The 16,205-nt window shown below is 64.4% G+C and carries 16 protein-coding genes; 6 read left to right on the forward strand and 10 right to left on the reverse strand.

Going from position 1 to position 16,205, the window contains the following annotated elements:
* The first annotated feature begins 254 nt into the window (after positions 1-254).
* Complete coding sequence (locus ACQE2J_RS17500) at positions 255-1,163, forward strand: sulfite exporter TauE/SafE family protein (protein WP_135542586.1); 909 nt, start codon at positions 255-257, stop codon at positions 1,161-1,163.
* Positions 1,164-1,566: 403 nt separating this feature from the next.
* Here ACQE2J_RS17500 and ACQE2J_RS17505 read toward each other — a convergent pair whose 3' ends face one another.
* From ACQE2J_RS17505 to ACQE2J_RS17535, 7 genes are all read right to left on the reverse strand, one after another.
* Entirely contained in the window at positions 1,567-2,838 is a 1,272-nt protein-coding gene (locus ACQE2J_RS17505) for an MFS transporter (RefSeq protein WP_135542552.1), read from the reverse strand.
* 150 nt (positions 2,839-2,988) lie between these two features.
* The gene (locus ACQE2J_RS17510) at positions 2,989-3,333 is read right to left on the reverse strand and encodes a hypothetical protein (protein ID WP_135542550.1); all 345 of its coding nucleotides are present in this window, start codon (positions 3,331-3,333) and stop codon (positions 2,989-2,991) included.
* A 159-nt stretch (positions 3,334-3,492) separates the two neighbouring features.
* Positions 3,493-4,035: an acyl-CoA thioesterase gene (locus ACQE2J_RS17515; RefSeq protein ID WP_135542548.1), complete on the reverse strand. Its 543-nt coding sequence runs from the start codon at positions 4,033-4,035 to the stop codon at positions 3,493-3,495.
* Between the two features lie 27 nt (positions 4,036-4,062).
* Positions 4,063-4,869, reverse strand: coding sequence for an ABC transporter ATP-binding protein (locus ACQE2J_RS17520; protein ID WP_135542546.1), 807 nt, complete (start codon positions 4,867-4,869; stop codon positions 4,063-4,065).
* Positions 4,862-5,719, reverse strand: a complete 858-nt coding sequence (locus ACQE2J_RS17525; RefSeq protein ID WP_135542544.1) for an ABC transporter permease — start codon at positions 5,717-5,719, stop codon at positions 4,862-4,864. The genes ACQE2J_RS17520 and ACQE2J_RS17525 overlap by 8 nt, the downstream gene beginning before the upstream one ends.
* A 73-nt stretch (positions 5,720-5,792) precedes the next feature.
* On the reverse strand, positions 5,793-7,106 hold the full coding sequence (locus ACQE2J_RS17530; RefSeq protein WP_135542542.1) for an FAD-dependent oxidoreductase: 1,314 nt from the start codon (positions 7,104-7,106) through the stop codon (positions 5,793-5,795).
* Between the two features lie 199 nt (positions 7,107-7,305).
* Entirely contained in the window at positions 7,306-8,274 is a 969-nt protein-coding gene (locus ACQE2J_RS17535) for a pyridoxamine 5'-phosphate oxidase family protein (protein WP_346763100.1), read from the reverse strand.
* A gap of 312 nt (positions 8,275-8,586) precedes the next feature.
* On the opposite strand from ACQE2J_RS17535, the gene ACQE2J_RS17540 reads away from it, so the two are divergent.
* From ACQE2J_RS17540 to pgm, 3 genes are all read left to right on the forward strand, one after another.
* On the forward strand, positions 8,587-8,916 hold the full coding sequence (locus ACQE2J_RS17540; RefSeq protein ID WP_135542541.1) for a rhodanese-like domain-containing protein: 330 nt from the start codon (positions 8,587-8,589) through the stop codon (positions 8,914-8,916).
* A gap of 188 nt (positions 8,917-9,104) precedes the next feature.
* Positions 9,105-9,398, forward strand: coding sequence for a hypothetical protein (locus ACQE2J_RS17545; RefSeq protein ID WP_135542539.1), 294 nt, complete (start codon positions 9,105-9,107; stop codon positions 9,396-9,398).
* 119 nt (positions 9,399-9,517) lie between these two features.
* Positions 9,518-11,158, forward strand: a complete 1,641-nt coding sequence (gene pgm / locus ACQE2J_RS17550) for a phosphoglucomutase (alpha-D-glucose-1,6-bisphosphate-dependent) (protein WP_135542537.1) — start codon at positions 9,518-9,520, stop codon at positions 11,156-11,158.
* 33 nt (positions 11,159-11,191) lie between these two features.
* Here pgm and fdxA read toward each other — a convergent pair whose 3' ends face one another.
* Both fdxA and ACQE2J_RS17560 read right to left on the reverse strand, forming a co-directional pair.
* Positions 11,192-11,524 (reverse strand): ferredoxin, encoded by a 333-nt coding sequence (gene fdxA, locus ACQE2J_RS17555; RefSeq protein WP_135542536.1) that lies wholly within the window; start codon positions 11,522-11,524, stop codon positions 11,192-11,194.
* 212 nt (positions 11,525-11,736) lie between these two features.
* Complete coding sequence (locus tag ACQE2J_RS17560) at positions 11,737-12,198, reverse strand: Crp/Fnr family transcriptional regulator (protein ID WP_135542534.1); 462 nt, start codon at positions 12,196-12,198, stop codon at positions 11,737-11,739.
* A 708-nt stretch (positions 12,199-12,906) separates the two neighbouring features.
* On the opposite strand from ACQE2J_RS17560, the gene ACQE2J_RS17565 reads away from it, so the two are divergent.
* Positions 12,907-13,377, forward strand: coding sequence for a hypothetical protein (locus ACQE2J_RS17565; protein WP_135542532.1), 471 nt, complete (start codon positions 12,907-12,909; stop codon positions 13,375-13,377).
* Between the two features lie 324 nt (positions 13,378-13,701).
* Here ACQE2J_RS17565 and ACQE2J_RS17570 read toward each other — a convergent pair whose 3' ends face one another.
* Positions 13,702-14,745 (reverse strand): LCP family protein, encoded by a 1,044-nt coding sequence (locus ACQE2J_RS17570; RefSeq protein WP_135542530.1) that lies wholly within the window; start codon positions 14,743-14,745, stop codon positions 13,702-13,704.
* 188 nt (positions 14,746-14,933) lie between these two features.
* On the opposite strand from ACQE2J_RS17570, the gene ACQE2J_RS17575 reads away from it, so the two are divergent.
* On the forward strand, positions 14,934-16,175 hold the full coding sequence (locus tag ACQE2J_RS17575; protein ID WP_135542528.1) for an MFS transporter: 1,242 nt from the start codon (positions 14,934-14,936) through the stop codon (positions 16,173-16,175).
* The last annotated feature ends 30 nt before the right edge of the window (positions 16,176-16,205 follow it).

A 16,205-nucleotide genomic window follows, 5' to 3' on the forward strand; every position in this document is an offset into this window, starting at 1 on the left:
TCCGCCCCAACACCGCACACAGCCCAGTCATCTGCGAAATTTCGCCATTCTCCGTCATTTTTCGACACATCGCGACCGAGTTCGTAGGATTGCGCCTGACATTCAGGTCTGCTCAACAATTTCGCTAGTGTGTGTTTTCAACGCACTTCTGCGTCTCTGACACCGCCCGCATCGTCGACGTCATTCACATCGTCGACGTCATTTCTATCGTCTGCGCCTCCCCATCCTTCGCGTCATCCACGAAAGGCAAGCACATGCGTCAGCTCATCATCCTCGGAATAGTCGGCCTCATCGCGCAGCTCATCGACGGCTCCCTCGGCATGGCCTATGGGGTCACCTCAACCACGCTGCTGCTCGCGGCGGGTACGGCACCGGCGGCCGCCTCGGCGGCGGTGCACTTCTCCGAGTTGGGGACGACTCTGGTTTCGGGGATCTCTCACCACCGGTTCGGCAATGTCGATTGGCGCACGGTCGGCATTCTCGCGGGGCCAGGTTTCGTGGGGGCGCTCATCGGGTCGACGGTCCTCGCAAACCTGAACGGGGAAGCCGTCACGCCGTGGGTTTCGGGCATACTGCTCGCACTCGGCGTCTATGTCATCTGGCGTTTTCTCGCCTTGGGCGGGAAGCGCCCGCAGTTCCGTTCGCGGCCGAAAGCCGGGATGCTCGTGCCGGTCGGCTTCCTCGGTGGAGCACTCGATGCCATCGGCGGGGGCGGTTGGGGCCCGGTCGGGACGACGACGCTGCTGTCATCCGGGCGATTGGAGCCGCGGAAGGTCATCGGCTCGATCGACACGAGTGAGTTCGTCGTCGCTGTCGGCGGTTCGCTCGGGTTCCTTCTCGCGCTTGGGGCGCAGGGCATCGAGTGGACGATCGTGGCCGCGCTGCTCGTCGGCGGTGTCATCGCCGCACCCTTCGCCGCGTGGCTGGTCAAACTGCTGCCGGCGAAGGTCCTCGCCATCGCCGCCGGCGGCATCATCATCCTCACGAATGTGCGCACCATCCTCCTCACCTTCGGTATCGGCAGCTCGTCGGTGTGGCTCGTCGTCGGCGGTCTGGCCATCGTCTGGGTCGCACTGCTGGCCCACGTCGTGCGGCTCGAACGCCAGGCAGCGAAGACCCGCAAGTCGGAAGAGGCCGCGACCGAGGTTCCCGTCGGCGGATGACAGCTCCCGGGCGGCGGTGCCGGTCGTCGGTCGCCGTTCGCCGGCCCGAAGCGCCGATCAACAGCACCGACCGCCGGACCGGCACGTCGATCAACAGCACCGACCGCCCGCCCGACACGTCGATCAACAGCGCGCTCGGTTATCGATCCGAGCACGCATCGATAACCGGGCCGAGCGTTGAACGACAGGCCCACGAAGACGTCGCCCCACCTCGGCGAGGCTCAGCGGTCGCGTCGCACCATCCACCTATCTCAGTCAACGCGAAACTCGAAAAACACGTCGCCAGTGACGTGTTTTTCGAGTTTCGCGTTACCCGACGCCGGGTCAGCGCTGGCGTGAGGTCAGCGCAACGCGGGGCCGGCGCAACGTGGGGCCAGCGCAACGTGCGATCCGAGCCGTCGGGTCAGCGCTGGTTGTACGCCTTGCGGGCGACGATGACTCCGATGAGGGAGAGCAGGGACAGGGCCGCGTAGTAGAAGCCGGGCACGGTCAGCTCTCCGGTGGCGCTGAGCAGCGCGGTGAGGATGAGCGGGGCGAAGCCGCCGAAGATCGCGACACCGAGGCTGTAGGCGATGGTCATGCCGGAGCTGCGAACCTGGACGGGGAACAGTTCGGACAGCAGCGCCGGCATCGGGCCGAAGTAGAAGACCATGAACAGGCCGACGATCGCCTCGCACACGGTGAGGATCGCGATCGAGGGATGGCTTGTGAGCAGGATGAACATCGGCCACGCGGCGATGATGCCGACGATGGTCGTCGGGATCATCACGGTCGTCGCGCCCACCCTGTCGGCGAGCTTTCCGGCGAACGGTGAGCCGATGAGGGTGATCACGCCGGCGACGACGGCGCCGGGGAAAGCCGCCCAGGCGTCGAGGCCGAGGTTGCCGACGGCGAACTGCGGCAGGAAGGTGATGAGGTAGACCGAGATCGTGGCCATGGCGATGATGAGGAACGCCGAGACCAGGCGGCCGAAGTGATCGCCGAGGAGGGTGCGCAGCGGATTGTCGACCTTCTCGGCGGCTTCGAACTCAGGAGTGTCGTCCATCTTCGAGCGGATGTACCAGCCGACAGGCCCGATGAGCAGACCGATCGCGAATGCCGCACGCCAGCCCCAGGAGTGGAGCGCCTCTTCGCTCAGCGCCGAGCTGAAGATCCAGGAGATGCCGGCGGCGAGGAACATCGAAATGCCCTGCGTGGCCGTCTGGAAGGAGGCGTAGTAGGCCTTGCCGTGTTTGGCGTTCTCGGTGAGGAAGGCGGTGGCCGAACCGAACTCGCCGCCGGCGGAGATGCCCTGGATGATGCGGGCGATGATGAGGCCGATGGCGGCCCACACGCCGAGGACGGACTGGCCGGGAAGAACGACGATGATGAACACGCCGAGCGTCATGAGACCGATCGTCAGCGACAGAGCCGACTTGCGGCCGTGCTTATCGGAGTAGCGGCCGATGATGACCGCGCCGAGGGGCCGGACGACGAACGTGATCGCAAACGTCGCCCAGGTCATCAGCTGCGCCGAGAGTCCATCGCCGGGGTAGAAGACCGCGGTGATGGAAGTGGCCATGAAGCCGAAGAGAATGATGTCGTACCACTCGAGGGCATTGCCCAATCCGGCCGCGAAGACGGCCTTCCTCGCCCGCGACTTCTCCGCACGGGACTCAACAGCCGATGCACTCATCTCTCACCTCTTGTGTCTGTTCGAGGATGCATGCGTCTTCGCTCGCCATCCGGGTTGATGCGGCTCCTGGAGCCGCTGAAGTGTCAGCAGTCGAGTCTAATCCGATGGAACGCGAACGCAATGGCCCGTCTCACTGGATGGCAGCCATTTTCAGGCTCCCGCCGAGGCGGCACCCACGCACAGGACGAGTCCGATGAGTGCGGCCACCGCCATGCCAATCATCGCCGCGGCCATCACCCGCAGGCGGGCCGCTCCCGGTCGAACGGCGAAACGGGCGATGAGCAGGACGAGATAGAGGAAAGCGGCGATGATGATCGTCGTGATCGCAGTGCGGACGGCTTGGCCGCCGGAGGAGATGACAGCGGCCAGGACACCCGAGATGACGACGAGGAAGATCCCGCCGGCAACGATCCAGATGGTGCCGGACGAACTGCGCAGCGAAGGCTGATCGCCGATGTTGCTCGAGTCGATCGGCTCGTGTGAACTGTTGTCCATGTGGCCGAGTCTAGGGACTGTGCACGTGTCTGGCTATGGTACGACGGGCCTCGAGAGCCTCCGTCGCTTCGGCCGAGCCGTCTTCGACCCCTGGGCCGCGTGACCCCGCCGCTTCGGCCGGGTGGCCTTCGAACTCCGGGCTACTTGAGGCCCGCCGCCTCAGAACCAGTCCCGGAGCACGGGCTGCCGGGGGCTCGGCAGAGCATTGGCCCGGTGCCAGTCTCGCAGCCATTCGGGCAACTCGAGTTCCTCCGGCGGCGGTCCGAAGACTTCGATCATGTCCTCTCGTGTGATCCGTCCGGTCTTCGAGGTCAGTCTGGTGGCGACATAGGCGCGGGTGAAGATCTCCTCGCCGACGACGATGCGGTGCTCGAAGAGGACGGTGCGTTCGTCCACGCCGATGACTCTCGTGTCAACGTCATAACGGTGGCCGAGCTTGAGGGACTTCCGGAAGCTGATCGTCTCTGCACTGACGACGCCGCTCCAGCCCCTAGCCCGCAATGTCTTCCAGACCCCGCTGCGCACCATCATGTCGAGTCGGCCGAGGTCCATGATCGAGAAGTACATGCCGTTGTTGACGTGCCGGAAGATGTCGATCTCCGTCGGCAGGACGCGCAGGGTCAAGGAGTAGGTGTCCCACAGCCCCTGAGCCGAGCGGCGACGAGATCGGAGCAGCTGGAGGAGCATTCGCATGAAGTGCATGCCCCCATGTTACTCATAGGTAGGCTCTTAGTCGCCCCGCTCCTTCGCCACCTTGTTGAAGTCCTGATATTCCTTGATGACATCGGCCGTCGGGCCGTCGGCACGCAGTTCGCCCTTCTCGATCCACAGCGTGCGATTGCACGTGTCCTTGATCGACCGCATCGAGTGCGAGACGAGGAAGACGGTACCGGCGTTCTCCCGGATCGACCGGATGCGGCCCTCCGAACGGTCACGGAACTTCTTGTCACCGACGTTGAGCGCCTCATCGACGATGAGGATCTCATGCTGGACCGAGGTGGCGATCGCGAACTTCAGCCGCTGGGACATCCCCGAGGAATACGTGCGCATCGGCAGGTCGATGAAGTCTTCGAGCCCGGTGAACTCGACGATATCGTCGAACTTCTCGTCCACCTCGGCGCGGGTGAGACCCAAGGCCAGGGATCCGAGGATGATATTGCGGGCACCGGAGAGATCCGGGATGAGTGCAGCACCGACACCGAGGAGGTTCGGCCGTGACTTCGCATAGATCGCGCCCCCGGACGTCGGGGTCAGCCCGGTGATCGAGCGCATGAGCGTGGACTTGCCCGAGCCGTTCGTGCCGATGATGCCGATCGATTCGTTCTTATGCGCCACGAAGCTCACGCCCTTGAGCGCATGGACCTCCTGCAGTCCGCGCTGGCGCTTGAGCATTCCGCCCCCGCCGCCGAGCTTGAGCTTCTTGCCGGTGGCCAGAGTCTTGTAGCGGACGTGGACGTTGTCGCAGACGACGACGGGCTCGTTGTATTCGGTGGCCTCGGCGACGCCGCTCGTCTCATGTTCGGTGTTCTCACTCATCGCGACCGTACCTTTCCTCGGCCTGCCAGAAGAAGATGAAGCCGAAGATGAAGATGCCGAAGGCCCAGATGGCCAAGTGCCAGAAGTAGTCATAGGGAATGACCCCGTCCTTCATGAGGATGCCGCGGGCGATGGCGAGCACGTTGTTGATCGGCTGCCAATCGGCGAACGGCTGCAGGTCGGGGTTGATCTTGTCGACCATGACCTTGAGGTCGAAGAAGACGCCCGAGGTGTAGAAGATCATCCGCGAGATGAACGGGGTGACCTGGGACAGGTCGCGGAAGTGCACGGTGACGCGAGCGAAGATGAATGCCACGCCCTGGTTGAAGATCCAGAACATAAAGACCAAGGGGATGAAGAGGAACCAGTCCCAATCGGGTCGGGCGCCCCACAGCATGACGAGCACCGCCATGAAGATGAAGGTGGGGATGAAGTCGAGCAGGTTCTGGAACACCTTGGCGATCGGCAGCACGATGCGCGGGAACGGCAGGGATTGGACCAAAGAGGCGTTGCCGATGATCGACTTCGCACCGCCGTTCATCGAGGTGTTGAAGAACTCGAGGACGAAGACGCCGATGATGACGAACGGGGCGAAGTCGTCCGGGCGCGCGGTCGCACCCTTCATGATGTAGCCGAAGACCGTGCCGTAGATGAGTGCGGAGAAACCGGGGCGCAGCAGCACCCACAGCATGCCGAGCCTGTTGCGCTCGTTCTCGGACTGCATCCGATACTTCGCGAGCGTGTACGTGAAGTCGCTGCGACTGATCAGCTGTTTGATGTATTGGGGCAAAGACGGCCGTCCACCCACTCTGTCGAGTCCGTGCTCGGCAGCAAGCTTGGCCATATCCATGAACAGAAGATTCTCTCGTCGGCGACTGGGGATAGAACAGAAGAAGAGTCTACGTGATGAGACTAGCGCAGACTCACAGTCGGCTGTGAGCCTTGAAGTCGAATTCCGGGTCCTCCAACTGGGCTCTCGTCGGAATGTGATTGCCGCCGAGCACCCGCCGTGCGGCGGCCTGCATGGGTGGCCAGTTGAACGTCTCGACACCTCGGAGTTTCGCCTCGGGGTCGGTGCTGGCGAAGTGGAAGACCTGGAACTTCTTCCCGCTCGGGTCGTGCCGGATGATCGTGTCGGTGGCGTCGGGGCTGGTCAGCCCCGCCGTGAACACCTTCTCCGGGCCTTGGAAACTCCAGTGCCAAGGCACTTCTGACCAGATCTTCGAGCCCGTTTCCGTCGGGTCCGCACCGGTCTCGGCAGGGGTGTCTTCGGTGCCGTTCGCGGTTTCGTCCGGGGCGTCGCCGAGGAGTTCGGCGAGGAACTTCCCATGGCTTTCGGCCACGGGTTCGCAGGCCCACGGATGGTCGAGAGCATAGGGTCCTGCAGTGACGATGGCACAGTCTCCGGCGGCGAAGACGCCTCGGTGAGATGTTGCCAAGCTCTCATCGACGTCCCATGCCAAGGCGGGCCTGTGACCGTCGATCGGGATCAGCCGCGGGCGGGCACCGACGCTGGTGATGAACAGATCGTGAACATCTGCAGCGATGTCGTCCGGGCTCGAAGAATGGGTGACGAATTCGACACCCGCAGCTCTGTGCCTGTCGAACAGTGCCTGCCGGACGGGGGCCGAGAGCTGTTTGCGCAGCGGCTCGTCCCCGCGCAGATAGACCGTGGCCCGGTGCCCGGCCGCCACCGCCGAGGAGGCGACCTCCATCCCGAGATAACCGGAGCCGAGCACGCCGACGTCGAACGGTCCGTGCGCCTTCTCCACCCGGTCGAGGACCCATTCGGCATCGCCGAGGTCGTAGACGGGAAGAGCGTCCGGATAGTTCGGGATCTGCGGCCGGTGGGCTTCCATCCCGGTCGCGAGAATGCAGTGGGTGAAGCCGATGGATTCCCCCGACGCCAAGTGGACGGTCCCCACGGTGGCGTGGTGATCGACCAGCGGATGGGGGTGTCGCTGGGACTCGGCGGTGTAGCGGGAGTCCGCGGACGCCTCGGCGAGGGTGATCTCTTCGGCCCAGTCACGGACGAAGGTGATGTGCTCGGTCGATTCGAGGTGGTACGGCAGGTGGTGGCGGGAATCGTCGAAGAGGTGCTTCGACAGGGGCGGCCGCTCGCAGGTGTCCCCGGCCTGCGGGTCGATGACGGTGACCGCCTGACCGCGCGCATTCAGCTCCCTGGCCGCAGTGGTCCCGGCCAGTCCTGCACCGATGATGACGATCCGCTTGCTCATGTCTCCATGCTAATGCCCGCGCTTCCCCACGCCGAGAAACGCCTTGGGTGCCTGCTGCGGCGCGACGGGGTCGGGGTGCCGGGCACCGGCTGCTTCCCTCCAAAAACGGACGGAGCGTCGAGACACGCTGGCGTGCGGGCGTGTCTCGGCGCTCCGTGCGTTATTCGGCGCGTGGCCTCAGTGGCCAGCGCCTGTGGTGTCAGAGTTCTGTGGTCTGTGTGCCGCCTCCGGGACGGTCTCCGGTGATCTTGGACTTGATCATCTTCAACAGGCCCGAGGCCCTCCCACCAGGCAACCCCCAGTGCTGGGCGGAGTCGGTGACGACCTTGATGAGGCCGAGGTTCGGGTCCTCCCGGCTCTCGAACCACGCCTTGGCCGAATCGCTCCACAGCTCCTCGACCTTCGCCCGATCATTGACGAACTCGACGCGGCCGGCCACGGAGAGCCAGTTGCCCGCCTCGGCGAGGCTGAGATTGACCTCCGGGTTCGTCCGCAGCGCCTTCGCCTGATCGCCGTCGAGAGTGAGGAAGAACCAGACTTCCGCGTTCTCCGTGACCTCCTGTGGGGCCATCGGGTGGGCGAGGATCTTGCCATCAGGCAGTGCGGTCGCGAGCATCACGGTGTCGGCACCGCGGAGGATCTTGACGACATCGGCGTGACCGAGATCGTTCGTCGCCGTCTCACCTGCGGCCTGACTGCTGCCAGCGCCGCGAGTCGGGCCGCCCTCGGTGTCGTCGCTGGCAGAAGCGGCAGCCGCTGCGCTCGCGGCACCGCCTCCAGCCGTGCTGGCGACCGCCGTTCCCATGCCGGGAACACTGTCGACGTCCTCGGCCTCAGGGGTGGTTCCGACCGCCGCGCCCATGCCGGGAGCAACTGCGGCGCCAGAGGACGGGGTCCCTGCGGCACCGGACGTCGGGGTCGCCTCGGCGGCTCTCGATTCGTCGATGGCGGTGTGCGATCCATCGGGATTGCGATGCAGCGTCACACCTTCATCCTCGGCCGCGTTCTGGGCGCGTGCCTCCACGTTCCGTTCGGTGTAGCCGACTTCGGCTACCTGATCCACGTTCGAGGTTCCGCCCAGCGGCTCGGTCGACTTGTCGAGCTTGGCCGCGATATCGCGGGCCTTCTTCTCGCCAGTGGACTCATCGCTTGTATCCCTATTGACCATGACCATTTCCCTTCGCAGACGGTTCCTGGCACTTCAGCCGCTCGTGCGATCCGTGATCGGAACGGACATGAGCGATTGCACCGTCATTCTCACACGACTTCCCGAGTGGCAACAGCCCCCTTGGGACGGGACCGCGGAGGCGTCAAACCGGGGCGGTCTGGCTGCTGAATCGGCACGATGGGGACGCCGACTCGAGACTGCGGAGCCACCGAACCGGGAACTGTCGACACGGCTGCGCGGGGCTCCCCACGGTGTTCGCAGTCTGCTTCGGGACGTGTGCGAACTCCGCAGCGCCGTGCCTAGACTGGGGCCATGGATGAAGAAACTACCGTCACCGTCAACGACATTCCCGAAGGTGCCGCCATCATCGACGTCCGTGAGGACGACGAGTGGGAAGCTGGGCACATCGAAGGCGCGATCCACGTGCCGCTGGGCGAACTGCCCACCCGCCTCGACGATCTGCCCCTCGATGACGACATGTACGTCATCTGCCGCACCGGTGGACGCTCGAACCGGGCCGTGGCCTGGCTCAACCAGAACGGCTTCGACGCCTTCGACGTGGCCGGCGGCATGGGTTCCTGGAACCTCGACAACGGCAAGCCCATCGTCTCGGAGACCGGCGAGGAACCCTGGGTGAAGTGAGGGTCGATGCCCGTCACGGCTCGTCCCGCGGGTCTCATCCCCGTCCGGGGCAGCAGCCGAACGGGTCTTGATCCCACGCCACGTTGGGGTCTAGCGTCGGAACCACGGAACGCACTGTTCTGTTCACAATCACCGCCGCCACGATGGAACGCGGTACCGGTGTTCACCTCCGAAAGGAGTAGGAGTCCATGAGCGACGAGAAGAAGAACCTGCCGGAGAACACAGAGGAACACGGAACCGACGACGATCGCGAGATCAAGAGCTCTGCCGTAGGAGTCGGTCCCGACCCTGACGCGGAAGGCAGCTCGCAGACACCTGAAGAAAGGCTCGAGCGCATCGCCGCCGAGCACGAGGTTCCCATCGAGCGAGACCCTGAGGACGCCCAGGCCAAAGCCGAAGGGTCCTCCCCCGACAAAGACCGGGATATCAGCGGTGGAGACACGAAGGAAGAAGAGGACGACTCCGTGGAGCCGCCGGACTGAGTCTGCGACGGCGAGGGCTCGACCGTGGAATCTCGCTCAGTCATGTCTGCCGAGTCCACGATGCAAGAACTCCGTGGACACAACTGTGACAGGTGGCCCGGATTTGGCAAGGTAGAAGAATGACTACTCGCGCCGGCCAGTTGGCCCAGGACAAGGATCTCGTAGACATCCCTGCCCTTCTCGATTCCTATCACGACTTGGTTCCCGACCCTTCGGTGCCTTCGCAAGCAGTGAGCTTCGGGACCTCAGGCCACCGCGGTTCGAGCTTCAACCGATCCTTCAACGAGGCGCACATCGCTGCCATCACCGCCGCCATCGTCGACTTCCGCAGGGACAAGGGAATCCGCGGGCCGATCTTCCTCGGCCGGGATACCCACGCGCTGAGTGAGCCCGCGTTCCTCACCGTCCTCGAGGTGCTCGCCGCCGCCGAGGTGCCTGCGCGCATCGACGAACGCGACGGCTTCACACCGACCCCGGCCGTCTCGCATGCGATCCTCGGCTTCAACTCGGGAATGTCGCGCACGGATGCCCAAGCCGACGGCATCATCGTCACCCCCAGCCACAATCCGCCCGCCGACGGCGGCATCAAATACAACCCTCCCCACGGCGGCCCGGCCGGATCCGAGACGACGAAGTGGATCGCCGAACGCGCCAACGCCTACCTCCTCGACGGGTGGGAGAAGATTCCGCGCACCGCCTTCCAGCGGGCCTTCCATCTGGAGAACACCGAGAACTTCGACTACGTCTCGAACTATGTCGACGACCTCGAATCCGTCATCGACCTCGACGCCATCCGCTCCTCCGGGCTGAAGATCGGAGCTGACCCGCTCGGCGGCGCGAGCGTCGACTACTGGGCCGCGATCGCCGAAGACTACGATCTCAACCTCACCGTCGTCCATCCCGACGTCGACCCGACCTGGTCATTCATGACCCTGGACTGGGACGAGAACATCCGCATGGACTGCTCCTCGCCGCATGCGATGGCGGGCCTCATCGCCTCCCGCGGCGACTACGACATCGCCACGGGCAACGACGCCGACGCCGACCGGCATGGGATCGTCACCCCCGATGCCGGACTGATGAACCCGAACCACTATCTGGCCGCGGCGATCGACTACCTGCTCGATTCCCGCACCGACTGGCCGACTGCAGCCGGCATCGGCAAGACCCTGGTCACCTCGTCGATCATCGACCGCATCGCGGCATCCCACGATCGGACCCTGTTCGAGGTTCCCGTCGGCTTCAAGTGGTTCGTTCCCGGACTGCTCGACTCCTCGCTGGCCTTCGGCGGCGAAGAATCGGCCGGGGCCTCGTTCCTCCGCCGCGACGGGAAAGTGTGGTCGACGGACAAGGACGGCATCATCCTCGCCCTGCTCGCCGCCGAGATGACGGCAACGACCGGGCAGAGTCCCTCGCAGCGTTACGCGGGTCTGGCAGCGAACCACGGAACCAGCGCCTACGCCCGCCAGGATGCCCCCGCCACCCGCGAGCAGAAGGCTCGCCTCGGAGCGCTCGACGCCTCCCAGGTCAATGCACAGTCCGTCGGCGGTGAACCCGTGAAGGCGGTGCTCACCTCGGCGCCGGGGAACAATGCGCCCATCGGCGGGCTCAAGGTCACCACGGACAACGCTTGGTTCGCCGTGCGTCCTTCCGGCACGGAAGACGTGTACAAGATCTACGCCGAATCACTGCGCGATGAGGATCATCTGCGCCAGGTCCAACACGACGCCCGGACGCTGGTCGACGGCGTATTGAAGTGAGCGCCCTGCCGGCGCTCTGAACGGCGGGGTCTCTCAGCCCGTGTAATCCTGGTTCTGGGGAGGCAGGGCGGCCACAGCGGGATGGTCGCGACCGATGTTGCCGAGTTTGGCAGCACCGCCGGGCGAGCCCAGATCGTCGAAGAATTCGACGTTGTAGCTGTAGTAGTCCTCCCACTCGTCGGGCACATCGTCTTCGTAGAAGATCGCCTCCACTGGGCACACCGGTTCGCATGCGCCGCAGTCGACGCACTCATCGGGATGGATGTAGAGGCTGCGTGCTCCTTCGTAGATGCAGTCGACCGGGCATTCCTCGACACAGGCTCTGTCCTTGAGATCGACACATGGCTGCGCGATCACATAGGTCATCAGGTTCGACCGCCTTTCTCACGTCTCCTCACATCGCGGGCATAAAGGTTCGGCGCACCGTCGGCAACGCGATGCAGCACTGTGCGCGAACCAGCTTCCCGGATCTTTCTCACTCTAAGAGACCGCCGCTTCGGTCGTACATGATCGGGATCATGTACGGCAGAAGCGGCCCCGGTCCGGCACGGCCGGGCGTCGAGGAACTGCGGGACGAGTCAGGACTGTGCGATCTCGTGCAGGAGGGCCTGGTCCACGATCGACGTCCATTGACGGCCGAAATCGACGGCGCCGGCTGCGTGCAAACGACCCAGCGCCCGGCTCGCGGACTCCGGCGCGATCCTGGCGATGGCGCCGAGATCGGCACGGCTGAGCGGGATCGGCAGTTCGATCCGCCCGCCTCCCGGCCGGCCGAGCTTCTCTGCCAGACTCAGCAGCACGGCGGCGACCCGCTGATCAGCGCGGCCGACAGAGAGCTGTTCGAGCGCCTGGTAGGACTGTTCGAGCCGCTCGGCGAGTTCGTCGAAGGCCGCCATCGCGACCTTCGGATGCCGTTCGAGGACGCTGCGGATAGCGCGAACAGGAATGCTGATGACACAGGAATCGATCATGGCGACGGCGGTCTCACCGCAGTGGTCGACGCGAGTCAGCGTTCCGAAGCTGTCTCCCGGTCCCAGCACTGTCACCTCGCGGGGACGGGCGCAGGAGTTTGACCGCCCCCGAGGCGACAATGAAGAGATGACTGGCCCGATCCCCCGCTTGACAGATCCGCTCACCAGCGACGTATCCGGGCGCACGGACCTGTTGTTCGAGGCTCTTAAGTTCTTCGTCAGGCAACGCCTCGAACATGGGTGCGTTGGCCAGCGCCTCAATGCGGATCCTGTGATGGCACGCGGCCGGCGCTGCCGAATGCAGCGAAAGCGGATCCGAGAAACTATGGCCCACTGTCTCGCCCCTTCCTCCCATCGCTTCACTGACAACACTACTCCGCACGCCTGAGGCCAAGCTCGGGAAGACGACCGCAGCCCTGCAGGCAGAATCCAATCACGATCACGTATCGCTGACTACACGGTTCTGTCATATTCAACGCGGCACCCGTCTGCGGCCAGTGCCCCAGCATCATCTGAGAACATCACTGTCATAGCTTCGTCACCACCGATTCCACTGCCAAGGTTCTTTGCCGTCAATCGGTCACTCATGCTCACGCGACATGCACCGTCGCATGACTGCAACAGTCCTGTCTGCATGCTGTAACCGTTTCCAAGTCGGTTCCCAGCCATCGTTGCTGCATCCTCAGAATCGGCCACAATACTTGATCCTCGTCAGCTAACCTGCCACCACGCAACGAGCGAACGGCTCCCGCGAGGTGGCGACACAGAGGAGACACCATGAAGACCACCATTCGCAATCGCGCAGCAACCCTGGGAATCGCCACCGTCGCCGGTCTCGCCGGCATCGGGCTCGTCGGCGGGCCGGCCATGGCCGCCGATACCTCGTCCGCGAATTCATCGAGCGAGACGTCAGACTCCGGCGTCGGCACGCAGTCGGTGTACTACCCGACAGTCCCCGTCACCTATGCCGATGAACTCGTGCGCGCATGGGGGCAGGGTGCCACGGACCGTGTCGAAGCCTTCGCTTCGCCCAAGGTCGCAAAGGCACTGGCCAATCACGGAGATGACAATGGATCCCACTGGAACCGCGTCGGTGCAGAAGGAGCGGCAGGCACGATCTACGTCGATTACGAGAACACCGTGACCGGCGAGACGATGACTCTAGGAGTCGCTAACGAAGCCGTGTCCAACCCAGACAACGAGTGGGGCACACCCCACGGCGTGCACTCGGTCAAGTTCGAGGGCTGAAGCCTCGGCGTGACTCTCCGGCGCGGCTCTCGCCACGGAGCGCACCGCAGGCGCACCACTCGGCCTGCTTCGACTCGGCCTGCTTCGACATGATTCGAAGCAGGCCGGGGTGGCCCCGGGAGGGCCAAGGTCTCTACGCTCCGGCGGCCAACCACATTTGGTGCCAGTCATCTGTATCGATCCAGATGCAGGGGACGAAAAGTGTCCGCCCGCGTACGGAATGTGTTGCGCAGCGCACGAAAAGTGGTTCGGAGCGTACGTAATGTGTCACCGGCCCCGATGGTGGGCGGGGCACTGGCCAGGATCGGCCGCCTCGGCGAAGGATTACAGGTGGGCCTCCGGGGCGTTCTGCACGTACTCGTCGACGGTGTCGTTCTGGAACGCGTCCTGGACCTTCTTCAGCTCGTCATCGTCGACCTTGACGATCGACGCACCGTTCGGCGCGGTGCCGACGCCGGCGACCGGGGCGGTGAAGAACTCGATGTCGCCGGGACGGACATCGCGCATGTTGAAGGCCGTGCCGGAGATGTACTTCGCGTCCAGGCCCGAGTCGACATACATGTAAGGCGCGAAGTTCTTCACCATGTCCTGGATCTTCTTCGGGTTCGACAGCGTATCGGCCGAGATGATCTCGTTCGTCAGCCCGCGGATGAACGCCTGCTGGTTGCGCGCCCGCTGGAAGTCGCCGTCCTTGAACTGCTTGCGCTCACGGACGAAGGTCAGCGCCTGGTCACCGTTGAGGTCGTTCTGGCCCTGGCTGAACGTGTAGCCGTTCTTCTCGAACGCCTGCTCCGAGTTCACGGTCACCCCGCCGAGGCTGTCGGTGAGAGCCTTGAACCCTTCGAAGTCGATGATCGCCACGTGGTCGAGGTCCGTGCCGATGAAGTCCGACACCGTGGACACCGCCAGTGGCAGACCGCCGTATGACAGAGCCGCGTTGATCTTCGCCTTCCCATGCCCCTCGATGTCGACGTAGCTGTCTCGCGGGATCGACATGACCTGGACGCTGCCGCCGTCGTTGGGCAGGTGCATGACCATGATCGTGTCCGAGCGCAGACCGCGCGAATCGTTGACGTCGACCTGGTCCATCGGCTCGTCGGAGCCGAGCAGCAGGATGTTCGTGCCGCCGTCGCCCTTGTCGCCGACCTTCTGCTTGCCGAAGACCTGCTCGTCGCTCAGCCGGTTCGAATTGCTGTCGAAGGATCGGCCGATGCTCCACACGTAGAGTCCGATGCCGAGCACGCCGAGGATGACGATGATGAGCAGGATGACGAGGACTTTGCGCCACACGCGTTTCTTCTTCCGCGGTCGCTGCTGTTCCTCGTGCTGGTTGTCGAAGAGATCATCGAAGGTGGTGTTGTCCGTCATCGGCACTCCGGGATTCGGGCGGTCGGCGCAATGCGCCGGGAGAAAGTGGGCAATCTCGCTTATTGTATAGCTTTTGTTACATACCCAGGCGCACTTCGACGGCGCTCCCCCGCCGAGGTGAGAGGACTCACCAGGAATGGCACGGATCTGTATGGTCGGCGCGGGGGCGGGCTGGGTAGACTTCTCTGGTGTTCAACAACTATCGGGAAATCCTATCGCTTCCCGGTGCGCTCAAGTTCTCCTTGGCCGGTCTCGTCGCCCGCATGCCCATCGCAGTCCTGGGATTGGGAATCGTCCTCTTCATCCAGGGCGTGAGCGGATCATACGGTCTGGCGGGCATCGTCACCGCCGTGTACATGATCGTCCAAGCGCTTGCCGGCCCCGGAATCGCACGCCTCGTCGACCGCCACGGCCAGGCAAGGGTCATGGTGCCCATCGTCATCACCCACCTGGCCTCACTGACGCTGCTCATCTTCTCCGTCTATCTCGACTGGTGGGTCGGCTTCGTGTTCATCTTCGCCGGCATCGGCGGCGCCACTGTCGGCTCCGTCGGTTCGCTCGTGCGTTCACGCTGGTCACACATCGTCGACTCGCCGAAGAAGCTGCAGACCGCGTTCTCCTGGGAGTCCGTCGCGGATGAGCTGATGTTCGTCTCCGGACCCGTGCTCGCCACGGTGCTCGCCACAGCGGTGTGGCCGCCTGCAGGCATCATCCTCTCGATGCTCACCGTGGGCGTGGGATCGCTGCTGCTCTACGTTCAGAAGGCCACCGAACCGCCTCCCGTCGAACGCACCACCGAGGCGAAAGGTCACGTGTTCTCGAACCCGGGGATCTTCGCGATCATCATCGTCAACATCTTCCTCGGCGTGAACTTCGGTGCCATCGACGTCATCGCCGTCGCGTTCGCCGACGAACTCGGGGTGAAGTCCTCGGCCGGTGTGCTGCTGTCGTGCCTGGCGCTGGGATCCTTGCTGTCGGGCGCCCTGTACGGGGCCCGGAACTGGCAGACCGCGGTGCACCACCGCTTCGGTGTGGCCGTGACCGGCTTGGCCGTCGGCGCGTGCATGATGCTGCTCGCGCAGTCCATGGTCACCTACGGAATCATTCTCGTGGTCGTCGGCTCTGCGATCGCGCCGAGCCTCATCGGCGCGAACTCCGTGATCGAGCAGCTGGCCCCGCCGAGGCGGCTGACCGAGGCTTTCGCCTGGCTGGGCACCTCCTTGGGCTTCGGCGTCGCCTTCGGTTCGGCGATCGCTGGCAACATCATCGATGCCTTCGACGCGAAGACCGCGATGCTGCTGCCTGCCGGCTGCGCGATTCTCGGAGCTGCGATTGCGCTGTCGCTGCTCAAGCTGCTCAACCCCTCACGGTCGAGCCACGAAGTACGGCTGGAGAAAGACCGTCGCCGCGTGAAGATCGCGGAGGACTGAAGAGGCTCAGATGCGGCCCCGACTGCCGGG

Origin of the sequence: Brevibacterium sp. LE-L, assembly GCF_050214925.1 — a bacterium.
In the GTDB taxonomy this organism is placed as follows: domain Bacteria; phylum Actinomycetota; class Actinomycetes; order Actinomycetales; family Brevibacteriaceae; genus Brevibacterium.